This window comes from Parabacteroides sp. AF21-43 (assembly GCF_003635435.1).
GTDB classification, from domain to species: domain Bacteria; phylum Bacteroidota; class Bacteroidia; order Bacteroidales; family Tannerellaceae; genus Parabacteroides; species Parabacteroides distasonis.
Window position 1 is genome coordinate 59,012 of record NZ_QTMG01000015.1, and the last position, 19,509, is coordinate 78,520.

A 19,509-nucleotide genomic window follows, 5' to 3' on the forward strand; every position below is an offset into this window, starting at 1 on the left:
ATTTATTTTATACAGATTCTTAAAAAGTTATATTACACCCAATACTAAATGTTCTAGGAACTGGATAAGCCGTACGATCTACGCCTAATCCTCTCCAATCCATTCCATTTTGACTAACTTCTGGGCTAAGACCCGGATATTTCGTAAAAACGGCAAGTTGTTGGGCAGTCAAATACACACGAAGTTTCGATATATAATGATTAGGAGTAAATGGAATCGTATACCCCAAAGTAACATTTTTGATCGCCAAATATGAAGCGTCATACACTTGTCCACTATGCCCCAAACGGAATAACTCTGTAGTCCCTGATTTTGTACGCGGAACAATACCATTGCCCGGATTCTCCGGTGAACGCCATCTGTCTTGTACATATTTACGGACATTGAACACACCATCTAGATTTTCCGTATTTTCATAATTGGCATTCATTATATCTCCACCAATCTGACCTTGAAGTAATATACTCAAATCAAAATTCTTATATTGGAATTCATTAGTCATACCAAAAATAGCATCAGGAGTAGGATTTCCTATAATCGTCCTGTCATCAGCGTCAATTTTTTTATCATTATTTACGTCCACCATCCGAGCGGTTCCAATCTCCGATGTAGCATGTTTAGGTTGGGAATTTAATTCTTGTTCCGTCATGTATACTCCATCATAAATATACCCGAACAAAGCACCAATCGGTTGTCCAACTTCTAATCGATTAAAATCACCATAAGTCTCATATCCTCCAATCGGAGCATTTTCCGTACCTAATTTTAAGATTTTATTTCTGTTGAAAGAAACATTAAGATTAGTAGTCCATTTAAATTCATTTACAAGATTACGAGATGTAATGGTTATCTCATGCCCCCATATCTTGAAATCCCCCATATTGGATTGTATATCCCAAAAACCTGTAGCTGCAGGAATATCCGTTTGATACAACATTCCGTCCGTCCGTTTCAAATAATAATCATACATCATAAAAATACGATCATTCAAGAAACCAAGATCAATACCCAAATCCAGCTGTTTTGTCTCTTCCCAAGTTAATTCATTATTCCTCAGGCTTTCCAATGCTTTACCCGGAGCTAAAGCTCCCCCTAAAACATAATTTGCCTTAGCAACCCGAGCTAGATAATTATAATTATCAATATTATAATTACCAGTCAAACCATAGCTCGCACGGACCTTCAAATAATTCAATATTTGAGACATCGGCTGCATAAATGCCTCGTCAGAGGCAATCCATCCCGCAGAGACTGAAGGAAAATTCGCATATTTATTTCCTGAACCAAAACGAGAACAACCATCACGACGGAAAGTTACTTGCAACAAATATCTATCCTTAAAGCTATAGTTAGCCCTTCCAATGAAAGAAGCCATCGCCCATTGTTGCATCGTACTAGTTCCATTTTTAGTAGCTGCGGCATCAATCCAAGAGATATCATCATCTGGAAAATCTGTTCCTGACAAATCTGAACCTTCCCACGTATATTTTTGTGCAGTATAGCCAATCAAAGCATCTATACTATGATCTTTAATTGTCTTATTATACATCAACATGTTTTCAACCGTCCAGTTATAATAGAAGCCCGTATTAAAATTAGCCGTTGCCTTCTGAGGGGGGGCAATATTAAAAGCGCCTCCTGCAGTGGATGGAGTAAAGTCACGTAAATTATTCGATCCAATATCTACTCCAGCTTGAAATTTATACTTGATGCCATTCCAAATATCCAGCTCCGCAAACATATTGCTCAAAACCGTTATCGTTTTCCTCTGATCAATCTTTTCATCTAATACCCTTCGCCAGTTTGGTTGTGGAAACATATTAGGTGCATTCAAAGCCAAAACATAATCTCCATTTGCATCATAAGGACTTAACAATGGAGAAGCTAATGTAGCTGCACTCAGCAAATTACGTTGCCCGTCAATCGTTTGATTTTTGGCCAATTGTAATGTCGGAGCTATATTCAAGCCTAATTTCAAACGGTCATTCACTTGATAATCATTATTCGCACGAAGAGAGAAACGCTCAAAATTAGTATTATACAAAACACCATCTTGACGGAAGTAACCTAAGACAATCGCAGAATTGAATTTATCCTTACTTGCCGAAATACTTAAGCTATAATTTTGAACAGGAGCCGAATGAGTTAATTCTTTATACCAGTTCGTACCTTCTCCATATTGCTCTGGATGTTGATAAGCCTCTGGGACACCTTCCGTATAGCCTTCATATTTAGCCTTGTCCTCATAAAATTCTTTTTGGAATTGAGCGAACTCACGTGCGTTCATTACATCTGGTTCTTTTAATCCCCGGATCGATTGTATTCCATACGAAGCATTTAAGCTCACTTCCGTCCGACCTTGTTTTCCTCGTTTCGTGGTAATCAAGACAACTCCATTTGCGGCTCTCGAACCATACAGAGAAGTTGCCGCAGCATCTTTCAATATAGAGAAAGATTCTATTTCATCCGGATTGATATTATTTAACCCGGTTGATATCGGTAGTCCATCCACCACAAACAATGGTTCATTACCTCCATTTATAGAGGCAGCCCCACGAATACGGAATGCCATACCTTGACCCGGCATTCCTGAAACTTGATTGATCTGCACACCTGCAACCTGCCCTTGTAATTTTTGCCCAAGCTGCCCTACCGGTATACTTGATAACTCGTCCGCATTGACCTTAGAAACAGATCCAGTCAAGTCTCTCTTCTTTTGTGTACCATAGCTCACGACAACCACTTCATCCAACGATTGCATATCCTCAGACAACGTAGCGTTCACAACAGAATTATTCCCTACTAATACATCTTTAGAGACATACCCGATATATGAAAACACCAATACAGCTCCAGAAGGAACATCAATACTATAGTTTCCGCCAATATCTGTAATCGTCCCATTTGTAGTTCCCTTTTCAATAACGTTCACACCGATTATAGCTTCACCTCTGCTATCCGTTACTTTACCTGTCACCTTACGACCATCTTGAGCTTTACTCTTGGAGTCCGCAACTGTAAGTATAACGTCTTTATCGACCACCTTGTAAAGAATATTTGTATCTTTAAAGATTTGATTTAGGACAGAAAAAAGATCTTGTCCTTTAACATTCACCGATATCCTACGATTGACATCAACTAGTTTACTATTATAAAAGAAATGAAAATCGGTTTGCTTCTCCAAAGTTTCCAAAACATCAGAAACAGTAGTCTCTGATAGATCTAGAGATAATACATTTCTTTGGGCTTGTGACTGATTGGCAAATACAAATCCAATAGATAAACAAAGCAACAAACAGGTTAACTTCATGGTTCTTGCGACTTTGGGAACCAACCCTAGGGTAGGAATATGCCTTCCCTGTTGGTAATAATAATTTTTTACCATACTTTTGTAACTGATTTAAGATTAAAAAAATAAATTCTTTAGTACTGTTTAAAGACTTACTATTGATGATTTCATACGGAAAGATGCTGGTAACATCTCTCCGTATGTTTTTTAATAGAGTCTGAAGGTTCTATTCTCTCATAAGCAATACATTTAAGGTTAAACTTCTATTTTAATTTCACTCATTTCCTTTTTTCTTTCTCAATATAACCATTGTACTTTGGGAACCTTGGCTGTCATCCGTCATAGCTTGTTTGATCTCATAGTCTATCCGTGAAGAAATCTTCAAATAATCCAAAACTTGAGATAATTGTTTATTCTCAAATGTTCCATTAAAGTAATAGCTATTAATCACTGGATCTTGTATTTCAAATTTGACATTATAAAAATAAGATAATCTCTTTAGTACCTGAGGTAGAGGCATATTCTTAAACATAAGTTTCCCTTCCATCCAAGCTGTCTCATAAATCGTATTTACTTTCGTTATTAAGACCTTTCCTTCATCTATATCACAAACAGCTTTCTCTGAAGGTTTTAATTCCCATTTATAAATTTTCCCTATCTTATTTTTCACTTCTACATTCACTGAACCTTTTACTAAAGTTGTCGATATTTGGTCTTCACTCGCATATGCTTGCATATTAAATTCTGTCCCCAATACCCTCACATTATATCGATCACCGAAAGCACTAACAATAAAAGGCTGTTTTTCGTTATGAGTAACTTTAAAATAAGCTTCTCCCGATAAACATACTTTTCTCTCTTTAGAATCGTATGGCACTGGATAGGACAGGCTACTTCCTGAATTTAAATACACGACTGTACCATCTGGTAAATTAAAATGAGTACGTATCCCCGCATTAGCTTCAAGCGTTATATACTGAGGATCATCGGTACTCGAACCAACCCTTATATATGAAATTAAGCTTGATAGTCCAATAATAGCAATTATACAAGCCGCAGCGACAGAGAACCTCTTCAACCAATATAAACGGGCCCGTTTCACCAATCGTTGTTCCAACTTCTCATAGGCAATCAATGGATTCCGGCTAGCGATCCGTTCCATCGCATTGTTCGCATAATATATACGAGCGGTCTGTAATAAGATCCTCTTATTATTTTCATCCGCTTCCAGCCAAGCCTCAATATAAGATTTTTCCTTATTGGAAGCTGTATCTTTTATATACCGTAAAAGCATCATACCTTCCGGCTCTTGGAAATTAATATGTCTATTTTCCGTTTTCATTCTTATCTGTTTCTATAACTAAGACAATCCTGAAAGAACGCACCCTCAACTAAAAAGCGATTTTTTTTCAACTTTCTCATTTTAACCCGGGACAACCGCTCCAAATATCATTTACTTCCTCTTTTGCCGGGTATCCCCGGATAAGAAGAATCTTACAATAACTCGCCTTGTGAGATCAATCCTGTCACAAAGGATATATACTCCATCAGTAAAGTAGGCAATACTTCATCAGCAAAGTAAGTAGTACTTCATCGGTAAAATAAGTATGTTGTCTTGTCCTGAAATAGCTTGACACTTTTAAGGGGCTAAAAAGTATAGAAATGATCAAAAGAAAGCCCAAAAGAGTGTTCACGGAACCCTTTAAATTATCCGTGTTACGCGAGTATTACAGTAGCGGAATGAGCAAGTATGCGATAACGAAGAAATATTCTTTGAGCCCTCCTTGCATATATAGATGGCTAAAAGAATACCCAGTGGGATCGGACCAGTTACCTTTGCCATCAGAAACAAAAGAGAGGTTACAGATGGTTCCCAAGCAATCGGATTTGACAGATATGGAGTCCCTTCAAAAGCGCATAGAGGAATTGCGTCGTTCTTTGGAGCTGGAGAAGATGCGTAGCCGTGCCTTCGAGAAGATGATAGAGATAGCGGAAGAGGAAGAAGGCATCAGTATATTAAAAAAAGATGGTGCCAAACAGTAACGGCGTTACGTGAGGAGTATCCCCATGAGAGTGTGGCTACCCTTTGCGGGCTGTTTGGAAAGAAACGCCAATGGTATTACGCGAACATGAAGGCGGATGTATCGGAGAGACAACGCGTCAAGCTTCTTGCTGACATGATAGGCTATTATCGTCTTTGTTGTCCCCGTATCGGAGGTTTCAAACTGTTCCATTTACAGGAAAAGGATTTGGGACATGCTGTGACCCTCGGGCGAGACTCGTTCTTAAAGGTTTATGAATCAAAAGGCTTTAAGCTCAAGCCCAACAAACGTAGGCGTACGACAGACTCCAATCATGTCTATAAAAGGTACCCCAATCTTATCAAGGGAAAAGACGCGCGGTATTCCAACCATATATGGGTGTCGGACATCACGTACGTGTGGATATTGGGGGACGTGTTGTACTTGCATCTTGTCACCGACGCCTATTCGCACGCCGTATTGGGCTGGTGCCTGTCCGACAGTCTCAGCGCCTCGCATACGACAGAGGCCTTGCGCATGGCGATCCGGATCGCCGGAGGCGGCAACCTTTGCGGTACCATACACCACTCGGACAGGGGGTCACAATACGCCAGCGACGCTTACGTCAGCTGCCTCATGGAGCATCACATACGGATAAGCATGACAGAAGGATATGAGCCGACAGACAACGCCATGGCGGAAAGACAGAACGGGATCTTCAAGGTCGAATGGATATACGAGCAGGAAATGTACAGGGATAAAGAACAGGCGATCAATGAGATCAATCGTATGATTGACTTTTATAACAACCGAAGACCTCATATGAGCATCGGAATGGAGTGCCCGATGGAGGTGTATAAAGGCAAACTGCCGGGGAAAAATCTTTGGCGAAAAAGACCCTGATTCTTTTTGATTCCTTACATTTGTACGCCGAGAATATGGATCACTCTGGTATATCCATTGTCCATTCTTGATGACAAGCTTTTTGGTAGGCTTTATCAGAGAGTGACAAGTAAGCCAGGAGGATCATGAGTTTATTGACAAGTAAAGTTGTTTAACTACCCCAAAAGTGACAAGTGATTTTAGGAATGGACATATCTTACGATAAGAATGTCCTAAAAGTGATATTTCGATGTGGTTACCCTAATTTTAACCTTGAATATCCAAGATAAAATATATCTTTGCTTACAGAAAAGAAAGGATGAAGAAGGTGCTATGGATGATTCTACTTTAATTGAACAAATACAATTAGGAAGTAAAGACGCTTTTAAACAGATGTTTATCAAATTTTATTCGCCACTATGCGAATATGCTTCCCAATATGTTTCTGATGAGGATGCCGAAGAACTTATTCAGGAGCTAATGTTATTTATATGGGAAAACCGAAATTCCTTATTTGTAGAGATATCCTTGAAATCCTATCTTTTTATGGCTGTTAAGCATCGTTGCCTCAATGCGATCAAAAGGCAATTGTATCATGAGCGAGTACATAGCCTGATTTATGATAAGATTAAAGATCAATTTGAGAATCCTGATACCTATTTCGTAAACGAGCTTACAGAGAATATCACGAAAGCAATCGAAGAATTGCCTGAGAATTATCGGGAGACATTTAAACTTAGCCGATTCGGAGAACAATCTAATCTCCAAATCGCAGAGGCCTTAGGGGTTTCTATAAAAACCGTGGAATACCGGATTACACAATCCTTGAAAATATTGCGAGTTAAGTTGAAGGACTATTTACCTTTTATAATGTTCTTGTTCTAAGAATACTCTCCATAAATCCAAAGGCCTGCACGATTGTTAATAATATCAAATCCATAAAAGCTATATTAAACTATTTTGAATGAACCATGTCTATCTTTTCGTAATTGTAAACAATGTAATCCATATAGTTATGAAATCGGGAAAGTGCCTTTTGATGTTGTTGATGATCCTTTTTTCACCGATGGCTTTCGCACAGCAAAGCGGTGTTAATGTTACCGGATCTGTCGTTGAGCAAGGTAGTGATACCCCCATCGAGCAAGCAACGGTACGATTGCTGAACGTAAAAGACAGTGCCATGGTACGAGGTGTGGTGAGCGCCCGTAATGGTAGTTTTACCTTGAAAAACGTAAAGAAAGGAAGTTATTTACTACACATCACATTCATCGGATACGATCCATTGTACCAACCCTTGCAAATCACCGGAAAGAAAAACCCCGTAAACGTAGGTAAACTTGAATTAAGCGACGGAGCGATCGAGTTGGGAGAAGCCGTAGTTATAGGTAAGGCACCCGAGGTTACCGTTCGCAACGACACTGTGGAATACAATGCGGATTCTTATAAAGTAACCGAAGGCTCCGTTTTGGAGGATTTATTGAAAAAGATGCCCGGTGTGGAGGTAGATAGCGAAGGCAAGATCACCGTCAATGGAAAAGAGGTGAAAAAGGTAATGGTGGACGGAAAGGAGTTCTTCTCCGATGACCCGAAAGTGGCCTCCAAGAATCTTCCAGCCAAGATGATCGATAAATTACAGGTACTTGATAAGAAAAGCGATATGGCCCAAATGACCGGCTTCGACGATGGAGAGGAAGAGACCGTCATCAACCTAACCGTGAAACCCGGCATGAAGCAAGGTTGGTTTGGCAACGCATATGGTGGATACGGAAGTAAAGATCGGTATGAAGGCAACGCCATGGTCAATCGTTTCGTGAATAATGACCAGATCACGTTCATGGGGGGAGCGAATAACACGAATAATATGGGCTTTTCCGATCTAGCCTCAACAATGTTCTCCGGTATGGGAGGCGGTGGAGGCCGACGAGGAGGTTTCGGAGCGGGTAGCGGTATCACCTCTTCCGGAAACGCAGGTTTGAACTTCAGCAAGGAATTCAAGCCGGATAAACTAACTCTTGGGGGAAATACTCGTTATTCCCATTCCGACAATGACGCTCGCAGCAAGAGTGATCGGCAGAATATCCTTCCCGGAGATAGTTCCTCCTATGATAATAGCGAGGCGATGAGCCGTACGAAGAGCGATAACTTTGGCGTAGACTTTCGCTTGGAATGGAAACCGGATACGATGACTCAACTTATCTTCCGCCCGAGTTTCAGCTTCAGCCACAGCATGAACGACAATTTCAGTGATGCTACCACCTTGGATAACGAACGGGATACGGTCAATACCAACAAATCCAGCAATTACTCGGAAAGTAACGGGTACAACCTAAATGCCAGCATCGATTTCAGCCGTAAGCTGAATAACAAAGGGCGTGTGTTCAGCGCCACCCTTTCCGGAGGCAATAGCGATTCGTACAGTGACGGCATGAACCGTTCCGACATCGTTTATTTCAACCAGACTGATGCCTTGAAGAATAGCATTATCGACCAGCGCTCACGTTACGACAACAAAGGTTTCAATTACCGGGCCTACGTATCGTGGGTAGAACCGATCGGGCATAATAATTTCATCCAAGCCACTTATAGCATCAGCCAACGGAAACAAGAAGCCTTGAAGAATGTTTACAACCAAGACGCTGATGGTATATATAATGTATTAGATTCCGCCTACAGCCAAAGCTATCGCAATAACTTTATCAGCCAGCGGGCCAGCTTGAGCTTCAAGTCTCAACGGGAAAAGTTCAACTACACGATCGGCTTGAATCTGGACCCATCCTATTCCAGCAGCGAGAATTTCGTTGGCGACACGACCTTATCCAAGATAACCCGTAAGGTGGTCAACCTCTCCCCGATGGCTCAATTCAACTATATGTTCGATAAGCGTACGAATCTTCGTATCATGTATAATGGCCGTACCAGCCAACCGAGCATGACTCAATTACAACCGGTAGCGGATATCTCGGACCCGACGAATATCACGATCGGTAACCCGGATTTGAATCCCCGCTATACGAACAACGTATTTATTCGTTTCCAACAGTTCACGCCGGAGAAACAACGGGCCTTCATGATCATGGCAAACGGTAGTTATATCATCAACGATATCGTAAGTTATACCTCTTATAACCAAGAGACAGGTGTAAAGACCACCACTTACAAAAACGTAAATGGCAACTATAGTGGCAACGTCCGTATGATGTTGAATACCCCCTTGAAGAATAAGAAATTCTCCATCAACTCCATGACAATGGCCTCGTTCGCTAATAGCAACGGATATATCAACGAGGAGAAGAATACGAACCGGAATCTCATATTGTCCGAACGTGGTGGTATCGACTTCCGCTCCTCTTATCTGGATCTGGGCGTAAACGGGAATATTCGTTACAATGCCACCAGCAACTCTCTGCAAAAGGAAAATAACCAAAACACCTTCAATTACGGAGCCGGCGGTTACACGACAATCTATCTGCCCCTCAATTTCAAGATAGAGAGTGACGTGAACTGGTCTACCAACTCTGGCTACGGGGACGGATTCAAACAGAACGAAGTCCTATGGAATGCCTCAGCCTCCAAGTCTTTCTTAAAGAATAACCAAGGGACGCTCCGTTTCAAGATCTACGACATCCTGCAACAACGAAGCAATATCTCCCGTTCCGTTACCGCTAGCTATATACAAGACTCAGAATATAACACGCTAGGCAGTTATTTCATGGTACACTTCATCTATCGGTTCAGCATCTTCAAAGGCGGAGCCACTACCAGCGACGTGAAAACGCCGGGTAGAGGCGGACGGGGAAGAGGTCCGATGGGCGCTCCTCCGGGACATCGATTTTAATCCCCTAAGTGGAGACTTTATAAAGTCCGTACGCAACAAAAAACGCACCGGACTTGTTTTTACTTAGGATAATATATAAAAAACTTAGGATAAAATAACGCTAACTAGCGCATTAACAGCGGAGTTTCAATGCTTAGCTAGCATACATTCTCTATGCCCACAAAGTATTATTAACATTTTAAACGGATTATTTTTACCTTTTTTGTGTAAATATTAAACTAAAACATACGTTATTTGTTGCAATATTAAGAGAAAGATATTGATATGAGGAAGTCGACAATTTGGTTGCTTGCGGTAGTTATGGCTTTTGCCTTCGCCGGGTTATTATACCTACAGGTAAACTATGTGAGCATTATACTTAAGACACGCAGCGAACAGTTCAATGAGACTGTCAAAAGAAGCCTGCGCCAAGTATCTAAGAATCTGGAATTGGATGAGACCCGTAAATACCTTGAGGATGATATCAACCGGGATGAGACAAATTTCATGTATCAAAATGCCCCGGATGCCCAAAGCCTAGGACAAGTGATCAACCATGAGAAATACCAATTACAGATCAAGGATTCTAATGGAACCGTTCAACAAATAGAGATGCAAAGTTTTAGCGCCCATAAGTTCGAGCCGCTCTCTTCCTTGTCAAAACGGCAGTCTGCCAACAGCATCGTAAACACATCTAAAGATTTACAGAAGACACTAAAAAGACGTTACCAGTACCAAGGTGGACTGATAGAGGAGGTGATTTACAACATCTTATACACCGCGAATCTAAAGCCGATTGAGGAACGTATAGATTTTAAAAAGCTGAACAATTACTTAAAAACAGAATTTATTAACAACGGTTTGAACTTGCCGTTTGTGTTTTCTGTTATTAACAAAGATGGAAATGTAGTATACCAGAGCGGAGAATTCCAAAAGCAACCGATCGCCTCTGACGTGATCACCCAAGTGCTTTTCCCGAACGATCCCCCATCGAAACTAAACTACCTGAGAGTTTATTTTCCGACGAAAGGGGATTATATCTCAAGCTCTATTACTTTCATCGTTCCATCGGTTATATTCTCATTGATCCTGTTGATAACCTTCGTCTTCACGATTTACATCGTATTCCGTCAGAAGAAGTTATCCGAGATGAAAAACGACTTTATCAACAACATGACGCACGAGTTGAAGACACCGGTATCCACGATCTCGCTCGCCGCCCAGATGTTGAAGGATTCGGATATAACGAAGAGTCCGGACGTATTCAAGCATATATCCGGCGTAATCAACGACGAGACGAAGCGATTGAGCTTCTTGGTCGAGAAAGTGCTACAGATGTCTTTGTTCGAACGACAGAAAGCAGCGCTTAAATTGAAAGAAATTGACGCGAATGATTTGGTAGCGAACGTGGCTAACACCTTCGTTTTAAAGGTCGAGAAGTACGGCGGTACAATGGATATAGACCTGCAAGCTACAGAATCGGATATATATGTGGATGAAATGCATATCACCAATGTATTGTTCAACTTGATGGACAATGCGGTTAAATACCGCCGCCCGGAAGTTCCGCTTACATTGATGGCACGCACTTGGAACGAGAACGGAAAGCTGTTGATCTCCGTGGAAGATAATGGTATCGGTATCAAGAAAGAATATCTGAAAAAGGTATTCGACCGTTTCTTCCGCGTACCGACAGGCAACGTACATGACGTGAAAGGGTTCGGCCTCGGACTCGCTTACGTACGTAAAATTATTGAGGACCACAAAGGTACGATCCGTGCTGAAAGTGGTGCCGGAAACATTGGAACAAAATTTATTATTACTTTACCTCTTATAAAAAGTTAGTTATGGAAGAAAAACTAAAGATCTTCTTTTGTGAAGACGATGAGAATTTAGGAATGCTTTTAAGAGAATACTTACAAGCTAAAGGGTATGTAACGGACCTATTCTCTGACGGAGAAGCCGGATACAAAGGTTTTACCAAAGGTAAATACGATCTTTGTGTGTTGGATGTCATGATGCCAAAGAAAGATGGTTTCACCTTGGCACAAGAAATTCGCTCTATCAATCCTGATATCCCTATTATCTTCCTTACAGCCAAGACTATGAAGGAAGACATCTTGGAAGGATTCAAGATCGGTGCGGATGACTACTTGACAAAACCGTTTAGCATGGAAGAGCTATTGCTTCGTATCGAGGCTATCCTTCGCCGTGTGAAAGGTAAGAAGATGAAAGATATTCCTTTCTACAAGTTAGGAAACTTCTTGTTCGATACCCAAAAACAAACGTTGGCTATCGGCGACAAGGTTACGAAACTTACTACGAAGGAATGCGAATTATTAAGCTTGTTGTGCGCCCATGCAAATGAGATCCTTGAGCGTAACTACGCCTTGAAGACAATCTGGGTAGACGATAACTATTTCAACGCTCGTAGCATGGACGTTTATATCACGAAATTACGTAAATTGTTGAAAGACGATCCGGGTATCGAGATCATCAACATCCACGGCAAGGGTTATAAATTAATCACTCCTTCCGGGGAGGAACAAGCCCGTGAGGAAGGCATACAAGTGCTTTAATTCACTTGAACAATAACGACAGAAAAGGCTGGCTAAATGTAAGCCAGCCTTTTTTATACTTTCTTTCTTTTCCAGACTAAGAAGATCCCGAAAACGATCAATGTAACTAGTAGCCCCAAAAGTTGAGAAAAACCGGAGGAAAGACCAAACCCTTCCGGAGCTACAAAAATATAGGTAGAACATACCGCCGTCATGAATAAGGCGGGAATCAAGGTTATCACATATAATTTCTTTGCTTGTACCAAATATACGGTTAAGGCCCATAGGGTAAATACTGCCAACGTCTGGTTACTCCATGCGAAATAACGCCAGATCATATCGAAGCCATCCTTATCTTTTTGACTATATAATAAGATTCCTATCGCAACGATAAACATGGGAATACAGATCATCAGACGTTTGACCACCGTTTTTTGCTCCATATGCAGGAAGTCTGCGACAATCAGACGAGCCGAGCGGAAAGCCGTATCGCCAGAAGTAATCGGAGCTGCTATCACACCCAGTATCGCTAATACACCTCCGACAGCGCCCAGCCACTCTTTCGTGATACTGTCTACTACGACAGCGGCATTGTTCTCCTCCATTCCGTTATTATGGAAGAAATACGTAGCGGCGGCGGCCCAGATCAAGGCTACGATACCTTCGGTAATCATCGCTCCGTAAAATACGGGACGGGCGTATTTCTCACTTTTCATGCAACGGGCCATCAATGGACTTTGGGTAGCATGAAAGCCAGAGATAGCGCCACAAGCGATACTAACAAACATGATCGGAAAAATAGGCAAGCCTCCCGGATGCGTATTACTAAGTCCATCCGTAATCTCAGGTAACGGCGGCTGGTTAATAAATAACATAACCAAGATACCTACGGCCATAAATAGCAAAGCGATGGCGAATAATGGATAGATCTTTCCGATAATCTTATCAACAGGTAATAGAGTAGCCAGTATATAATAAATGAATACGACGATAATCCAGAACGTAGCATCTAGATATTCCGGAGTCAGTTTAGCCAGCAACCCTGCAGGCCCAGCTACGAAAACAGCACCCACCAAGATCATCAAGATAACCGTAAAGCCCCGCATAAATTGCTTAAAGTTGTTCCCCAGATACCGTCCGATCAATTCAGGAAGACTTTCTCCATCATGCCGCAACGAAAGCATTCCAGATAGGAAATCATGGGTAGCGCCCGCAAATATACTTCCCAATACGATCCAAAGGAAAGAAGCTACCCCAAATTTAGCCCCCATGATAGCGCCGAAAATAGGTCCCAGACCCGCTATATTCAAAAATTGGATCATGAAAATCTTCCAAGTAGGCAAGGGTATATAATCAACACCATCTTGTTTTGTGAAAGCGGGAGTAACCCGGGAGGGATCTACGCCAAACACCCGCTCGACAAATTTACCATACGTAAAATATCCAACGATAAGGGCTATCAGACAACATGTAAAAGTAATCATGGTTTTCTAAAGAATTAAATTGTCAAAGGAAAAGGTATATACGAGAAAACCGTACCAAGGGCATTCTAACGAGTAATTGTCAGAATGCCCTTAGTGCGGTCTTCGTATGAATCAATTAATTAAGTAAACGCTTAACCGTCTCGGAAATCATCCGTCCTTCGGCTCTTCCTGCCAATGCTTTTGAGGCTACACCCATTACCTTACCCATATCTTTCGGGCCAGCGGCACCGACTTGAGCGATAATAGCTTTCAATTCTTTCTCCAATTCCTCGGCAGACATTTGTTGAGGTAAATATTTCTCAATCACTTTTACTTGCTCCAACTCAACATCCGCTAGGTCTTGACGGCCCTGTTGCACATAAATCGTAGCAGAATCTTTCCCTTGTTTCACCAACTTCTGCATGATCTTCAAGGCATCCGCATCCGTCAGCGTATCATTGGCTCCCGGAGCGGTTTTCGCTTCCAAGAAAAATTTCTTTACATTTCTCAATGTCTCCAAGGCGACTTTATCTTTCGCCTTCATCGCGTTTTTAATGTCTTCACTGACTTGTTCAAATAAATCCATATCCTTATTATATTATTAACTATCGGAAACTGATCACTTGTTTACCCCCCCGCTGAGAATCTTGGCGAGGTTGGTTAGCCGGTTGCTTCGCCGTTGTCGGAGCCGATACTTGAATATCCTCTCCCGCTACTTTGGAACGGGCACGGGCCACGATCTTCGGATCCCGGTTATAAGTCGGATTATCCTCTATCAAAGCGATCAAGGCATCATCGTCCAACTCTTCCTGAGTCAAAACTACCGCTTTCGCACGAGAGGTAAAACGACCCGCCTTTTGTGCGGAAGCACCATAATATTTACCAATCAAATCACGCTCCTTACGCTCTTTCTCGATTCGCTCTTCTTCTAAGCGCAATTCTTCTTCCGTCATCTGAGCGGCTTCATTCCTGCGTTTATCAGCGATCAATGGAATATCATCCATCGTAAATCCAGTAGCGAGGATCGTCATTTTCACTTTATTACCTAATGTATTATCCACGGCAGTACCCCAGATAACCTCTATATCACGGTTGAACTCGGACATAAAGTTATGCACGTCGTTCATCTCCTCCATGCGCAACTCGGCTTCCTCGCTGAAATATACGTTGAACAGGATTTTCTTGGCGTTCTTTACGTCGTTGTTGCTTAATAGCGGAGAATTCAGAGCGTCTTCCACCGCTTGGCGAACACGTCCTTCTCCTTCACCAAAACCATTACTCATCAAAGCGACACCACCATCTTTCATCGTGGTGTTAACATCGGCGAAGTCGAGGTTGATAATACCCGGAAGCGTAATGATCTCCGCGATACTCTTGGCGGCGATCGTCAAGGTATCATCGGCCTTGCCGAAAGCGTTCATCACGGAAAGGTCCGAATAAATCTCACGCAAACGCTCGTTATTGATTACCAATAAGGCATCCACGTTCTTCGCGATCTCCTCCACACCATTCAAGGCCTGTATAATCTTACGCTCACCCTCGAACAAGAAAGGAATGGTTACGATACCTACCGTCAATATTCCCATATCCTTCGCGATACGAGCGATAACCGGAGCGGCACCCGTACCGGTACCACCACCCATACCGGCGGTAATAAATACCATCTTCGTACCGTCGTTCAACATACCTCGAAGATCGTCCAGACTCTCCTCGGCCGCCATCATCGCACGTTCCGGCTTATTTCCCGCGCCCAATCCCTGCGTGATCTCACGTCCCAGCAATAACTTGATAGGAACATCCGAACGGTTCAAGGCTTGATTATCCGTATTACATAACACGAATGTAACATCGTGTATGCCCTCCTTATACATATGAGTAACAGCGTTTCCGCCACCGCCTCCAACACCAATCACCTTAATGATTTTGGGAGTATCCGTAGGATAATTAAAATTTAATATTGTATCGTCCATTGTCTTCCGGTTTTATTACATTCGTAGATCACGTTATTTACTCTCGTTATCATCGTCATCGAAGAGGGTTTTACCAAAGGTATCGATTCCTTTTGTCAACCGCCCGAACAAGCCGGGACCTTTTTTCTTCTCTTTCTTCGGCTTCTCCTTGACGGGTTCCGGTTCCGGAGTCGGTTCCACTGTCGGTTCAGGCTCAACCACCGGCTCAATCTTAGGCTCCGGTTTAGGAGGAATATATAACGCGCAATTCTTAGTTCCTTTCGCCAAGAGGCCGACGGCTACCGCATATTCGGGATTGCTGGCGACCACTAAATCACCACTAGCGACAACCCCCTTGCGAACCGCTGAATAGCGAACCTCCATCTTCAAGCGTTCGCTCATAACAGCCGGTAAATTCTTCAAAGCGGCGCCTCCACCCGTAATCACGATGCCGGCACCGAGAACGCTCATCAAGCCTGTAGCCTCCAGACGAGCATATACATTCTCTAAGATCTCATCCATACGGGCCTCGATCACGCCGTTCAACTCGGCCAGCTTAATCTCACGCAAGCCCATTCCATCCGCTAAACTCACTTGGATGGTCATATCATTATCCCGGTCCGCTTTCGCGCTACCATAAGTGATCTTCAAGCGTTCCGCCTCAGACTCTACGACCCTGAGATTGGTTATATCTTTTGTTATCAAATTACCTCCAAAGGGAACAACGGAAAGGCTGGCCAACTTACCACCCTTATAGACAGATATCGTCGTCACGCCGGCACCGAAACCGATCAAGGCGCAACCCAAGTCCTTCTCATTGTCGCTCAAGACAACATCTCCCAACGCAAGGGGTGACACCAGAATACCGGCGATCTCGATTTTCGCTTGTTCCGAGATGCTATTGACAATATTTAATTTCAAGGAAGGACGTCCAACAATCAACTTATAACGAGCCTCGATACGGCTACAAGGCACGCCCACCGGGTTGGACTCTGGCTTATCATCTAAAAAATAGGAAGGAGAAACCACGTCAAGAACGGTCAACATATCCGGACGATAATCCTTACACTCTTGATAAAGAGAGTCTATGATCTCCTCCGTAACCACTCCTTCCATTCCCAACACCTTGCAAACCGTATGCTCGATAGAACGGAGTGACTGGCCACCCAGTCCCACATATACCTGCCCGATCTTGGTCCCCCCCAGTTTATTCTCCAACTTGAGGATCAAGCGTTTTATCTTACTCGCCGTCTCCTTCACGTTATATACACATCCTCTTCGTATGCAGGTGCCGGAGTTCTCAACTTCGTAGGCGATGATTGAAAGAGCGCCCGTCGCATTCTTAGTCCCCACCATTCCTACCATATGGGAGGTACCTAGGTCAATAGCTGCTATAAAGTCTGTGTATGCCATATCATCTATTTTTTAGTACAAACAATCTGATTCTTATATTTTAAATTAATCATACTGTACTTTTCCCAACCCACTTTAGGGATCGCTTGTTCATAGAAAAGCTTTAAATTCGCAAGCTTTTCTTCGAATTCATCCAAAGTACCCAACATGATCCGGTGGTTACCCACTCTTGGAATAAGTTCTATATCATTATCCGGATAGACATAGATTTGTTCAATCTGGTCATTCCAGAACTCATTCTCTTGCAAAAATAATGCAAATTTGTATAAGTCGGTCACCGCAAGCTCTTTTTCCACATATCCACTCACAATTGGCACATGCGCAGCATACCGACGACTGATCGGCATGGTGGTTCCCAGATTATCCACGTAATAACTACCTCTTACGCCCATAATCCGGAGGATAGGCATCTTTTGCATGACCTCTAGCTTGATAATACCCGAAGGAGTCTTATACGCCTCCACTTGGGCGATCATCTCATTCTTAAGCAATTCCGTCTCTATCCGATCCGTATTCACGTCGGCCATTGACCGCTTGATCGGATCTAGCCCGGCTTTCTTCAGTATAGACACAAGGTCACTCTCGCTCACGAAGTGTTTATCCAGACTGTCTTTCACCACGACTTGCAGATCTTGGCAAATAGAGTCCTGACGTATTTCCCGAAAGAAAAACGACACAAACACGATGTAACAGAACAACAACGTGGCTACTACTATGGAAATTATTCGGATCACGGTTTCCTTATTTGTTTACATAAAATCTCTTTTACAGGCTCCACCAAACGGTCGATATTACCGGCGCCTACCATTAATACTACCTCATATTTCCCGGCGGCAACCACGTCCAAAAGCTCTTCCTTCTTACACAGCGTCTTGGAAGGGATCGTCACCTTATCAAAAATGATCCGAGAGCTCACCCCCGGAATCGGTTCCTCACGAGCCGGATAGATATCCAGCAAGATCAACTCATCCAATAAAGAGAGACTCGCGGCGAAATCACCAGCGAAATCCCGGGTACGGGTATATAGATGCGGCTGGAAAATACCTGTCACCTTACGACCCGCATATAATTCCTTCACCGACAAGATACTCTGTCGCAATTCGGCCGGATGATGGGCATAATCATCGATCAATACCACTTGATCAGTCTTCAAATGGAAATCGAAACGGCGGCGAGGTCCGGCAAATGTAGCCATACCCTTTTTCAAATCCTCCGGTTTCACTCCGTTCAACCAAGCGATCGCCATAGCCGCTACCCCGTTCTCTATATTAACCTTTACGGGAACACCTAATTCCACATCAGGAATACGGATTTCCGGACCAACGAAGTCAAAGGTAATATTTCCGTCGCAAATACGAATATTTTCAGCGTAAAAGTCCGCTATTTCCGTAACGGAATAGGTATATTTCTTGACACCCTCCTGTAAACGGGGCGTTACGTTGATTCCCTTCTTGATCAGTAGACAACCATCAGGACGAATTAAGGAGGTAAATTTCTCGAAACTCTCCCGGTAAGCCTCCGCCGTACCGTAAATATCCAGATGATCTGGATCTGCGGAAGTAATCACTGCCATATAAGGAGTAAGCCAATGGAAAGAACGATCGAACTCATCCGCCTCGATCACGGTAAAGTCGCTCGTATCAGACAACATCAAATTACTCTCGTAGTTCTTTAGGATTCCTCCGAGGAAAGCATTGCAATCCACCGGCGATTGTTTCAGCAAATGAGCCAGCATAGAAGAGGTCGTTGTCTTGCCGTGCGTTCCCGCCACGCATAAACCCCGGCTGCTTTTCGTAATCTCTCCCAAGACACGTGCCCGCTTCATCACCTCAAAACCGTGCGCCCGGAAATAGGTCAATTCCGTATGCGACTCCGGGACCGCCGGCGTATAAACCACCAGCGTATCATCGGGCGACTTGAACGCCTCCCCGATCAAAGCTACATTATCCTCATAGTGAATATCGGCTCCCTCCTTTTTCAACTCCTCGGTTAAATCGGAAGGGGTCTTATCGTATCCGCCCACTCGTTTTCCCTTAGCGAGGAAATAACGGATCAAGGCACTCATCCCAATGCCCCCGGCACCTACGAAATACACCGCTGTCACTTTATTTATATCCATA

General features: G+C 42.9%; 14 protein-coding genes. 6 read left to right on the top strand and 8 right to left on the bottom strand.

Translation table 11 applies throughout. The features are described from left to right. Positions 1-19: 19 nt before the first annotated feature. The gene (locus DWX84_RS11935) at positions 20-3,310 is read right to left on the bottom strand and encodes a TonB-dependent receptor (RefSeq protein WP_172618163.1); all 3,291 of its coding nucleotides are present in this window, start codon (positions 3,308-3,310) and stop codon (positions 20-22) included. A 253-nt stretch (positions 3,311-3,563) separates the two neighbouring features. After that, positions 3,564-4,631 carry a FecR family protein gene (locus DWX84_RS11940; RefSeq protein WP_048927973.1) on the bottom strand — a complete coding sequence of 356 codons (1,068 nt, stop codon included), beginning with the start codon at positions 4,629-4,631 and terminating at the stop codon, positions 3,564-3,566. 320 nt (positions 4,632-4,951) lie between these two features. On the opposite strand from DWX84_RS11940, the gene DWX84_RS21855 reads away from it, so the two are divergent. The 6 genes from DWX84_RS21855 to DWX84_RS11970 all read left to right on the top strand — a co-directional run bounded on the left by DWX84_RS21855 (position 4,952) and on the right by DWX84_RS11970 (position 12,585). Beyond that, on the top strand, positions 4,952-5,332 hold the full coding sequence (locus DWX84_RS21855; RefSeq protein WP_048927972.1) for a transposase: 381 nt from the start codon (positions 4,952-4,954) through the stop codon (positions 5,330-5,332). Between the two features lie 32 nt (positions 5,333-5,364). Next, a complete protein-coding gene (locus DWX84_RS11950; protein WP_081033073.1) occupies positions 5,365-6,213 on the top strand; it encodes an IS3 family transposase in 849 nt (282 codons plus the stop codon). A gap of 312 nt (positions 6,214-6,525) precedes the next feature. Next, the gene (locus DWX84_RS11955) at positions 6,526-7,077 is read left to right on the top strand and encodes an RNA polymerase sigma-70 factor (RefSeq protein WP_034527742.1); all 552 of its coding nucleotides are present in this window, start codon (positions 6,526-6,528) and stop codon (positions 7,075-7,077) included. A gap of 130 nt (positions 7,078-7,207) precedes the next feature. Then, a complete protein-coding gene (locus tag DWX84_RS11960) occupies positions 7,208-10,027 on the top strand; it encodes a TonB-dependent receptor (protein ID WP_044545677.1) in 2,820 nt (939 codons plus the stop codon). A gap of 264 nt (positions 10,028-10,291) precedes the next feature. Then, positions 10,292-11,851 carry a sensor histidine kinase KdpD gene (locus DWX84_RS11965; RefSeq protein ID WP_005861390.1) on the top strand — a complete coding sequence of 520 codons (1,560 nt, stop codon included), beginning with the start codon at positions 10,292-10,294 and terminating at the stop codon, positions 11,849-11,851. Between the two features lie 2 nt (positions 11,852-11,853). Beyond that, positions 11,854-12,585, top strand: a complete 732-nt coding sequence (locus DWX84_RS11970) for a response regulator transcription factor (protein ID WP_005861388.1) — start codon at positions 11,854-11,856, stop codon at positions 12,583-12,585. Between the two features lie 53 nt (positions 12,586-12,638). Here DWX84_RS11970 and DWX84_RS11975 read toward each other — a convergent pair whose 3' ends face one another. The 6 genes from DWX84_RS11975 to murC form a co-directional block, all read right to left on the bottom strand. Next, entirely contained in the window at positions 12,639-14,048 is a 1,410-nt protein-coding gene (locus DWX84_RS11975; protein ID WP_008773831.1) for a carbon starvation protein A, read from the bottom strand. Between the two features lie 115 nt (positions 14,049-14,163). Continuing rightward, positions 14,164-14,613, bottom strand: coding sequence for a GatB/YqeY domain-containing protein (locus tag DWX84_RS11980; protein WP_005861384.1), 450 nt, complete (start codon positions 14,611-14,613; stop codon positions 14,164-14,166). A gap of 19 nt (positions 14,614-14,632) precedes the next feature. Beyond that, entirely contained in the window at positions 14,633-15,997 is a 1,365-nt protein-coding gene (ftsZ, locus tag DWX84_RS11985) for a cell division protein FtsZ (RefSeq protein ID WP_005866974.1), read from the bottom strand. A 33-nt stretch (positions 15,998-16,030) separates the two neighbouring features. Further along, positions 16,031-17,389, bottom strand: coding sequence for a cell division protein FtsA (ftsA, locus tag DWX84_RS11990; RefSeq protein ID WP_048927970.1), 1,359 nt, complete (start codon positions 17,387-17,389; stop codon positions 16,031-16,033). A gap of 5 nt (positions 17,390-17,394) precedes the next feature. Then, positions 17,395-18,123, bottom strand: coding sequence for a cell division protein FtsQ/DivIB (locus DWX84_RS11995; RefSeq protein WP_005866972.1), 729 nt, complete (start codon positions 18,121-18,123; stop codon positions 17,395-17,397). After that, complete coding sequence (gene murC, locus DWX84_RS12000; protein ID WP_005861375.1) at positions 18,120-19,508, bottom strand: UDP-N-acetylmuramate--L-alanine ligase; 1,389 nt, start codon at positions 19,506-19,508, stop codon at positions 18,120-18,122. Before murC ends, DWX84_RS11995 begins: the two co-directional genes overlap by 4 nt. Position 19,509: the final 1 nt, after the last annotated feature.

What these genes read in the sequence shown, in the direction of transcription:
- DWX84_RS11960 (WP_044545677.1), top strand. Translation starts at nt 7,208, where the DNA reads ATGAAATCGGGAAAGTGCCTTTTGATGTTGTTGATGATCCTTTTTTCA.
- DWX84_RS11935 (WP_172618163.1), bottom strand. Translation starts at nt 3,310, where the DNA reads ATGAAGTTAACCTGTTTGTTGCTTTGTTTATCTATTGGATTTGTATTT.
- ftsZ (WP_005866974.1), bottom strand. Translation starts at nt 15,997, where the DNA reads ATGGACGATACAATATTAAATTTTAATTATCCTACGGATACTCCCAAA.
- DWX84_RS11965 (WP_005861390.1), top strand. Translation starts at nt 10,292, where the DNA reads ATGAGGAAGTCGACAATTTGGTTGCTTGCGGTAGTTATGGCTTTTGCC.
- DWX84_RS11970 (WP_005861388.1), top strand. Translation starts at nt 11,854, where the DNA reads ATGGAAGAAAAACTAAAGATCTTCTTTTGTGAAGACGATGAGAATTTA.
- DWX84_RS11980 (WP_005861384.1), bottom strand. Translation starts at nt 14,613, where the DNA reads ATGGATTTATTTGAACAAGTCAGTGAAGACATTAAAAACGCGATGAAG.
- DWX84_RS11975 (WP_008773831.1), bottom strand. Translation starts at nt 14,048, where the DNA reads ATGATTACTTTTACATGTTGTCTGATAGCCCTTATCGTTGGATATTTT.
- ftsA (WP_048927970.1), bottom strand. Translation starts at nt 17,389, where the DNA reads ATGGCATACACAGACTTTATAGCAGCTATTGACCTAGGTACCTCCCAT.
- DWX84_RS11940 (WP_048927973.1), bottom strand. Translation starts at nt 4,631, where the DNA reads ATGAAAACGGAAAATAGACATATTAATTTCCAAGAGCCGGAAGGTATG.
- murC (WP_005861375.1), bottom strand. Translation starts at nt 19,508, where the DNA reads ATGGATATAAATAAAGTGACAGCGGTGTATTTCGTAGGTGCCGGGGGC.
- DWX84_RS11955 (WP_034527742.1), top strand. Translation starts at nt 6,526, where the DNA reads ATGGATGATTCTACTTTAATTGAACAAATACAATTAGGAAGTAAAGAC.
- DWX84_RS21855 (WP_048927972.1), top strand. Translation starts at nt 4,952, where the DNA reads ATGATCAAAAGAAAGCCCAAAAGAGTGTTCACGGAACCCTTTAAATTA.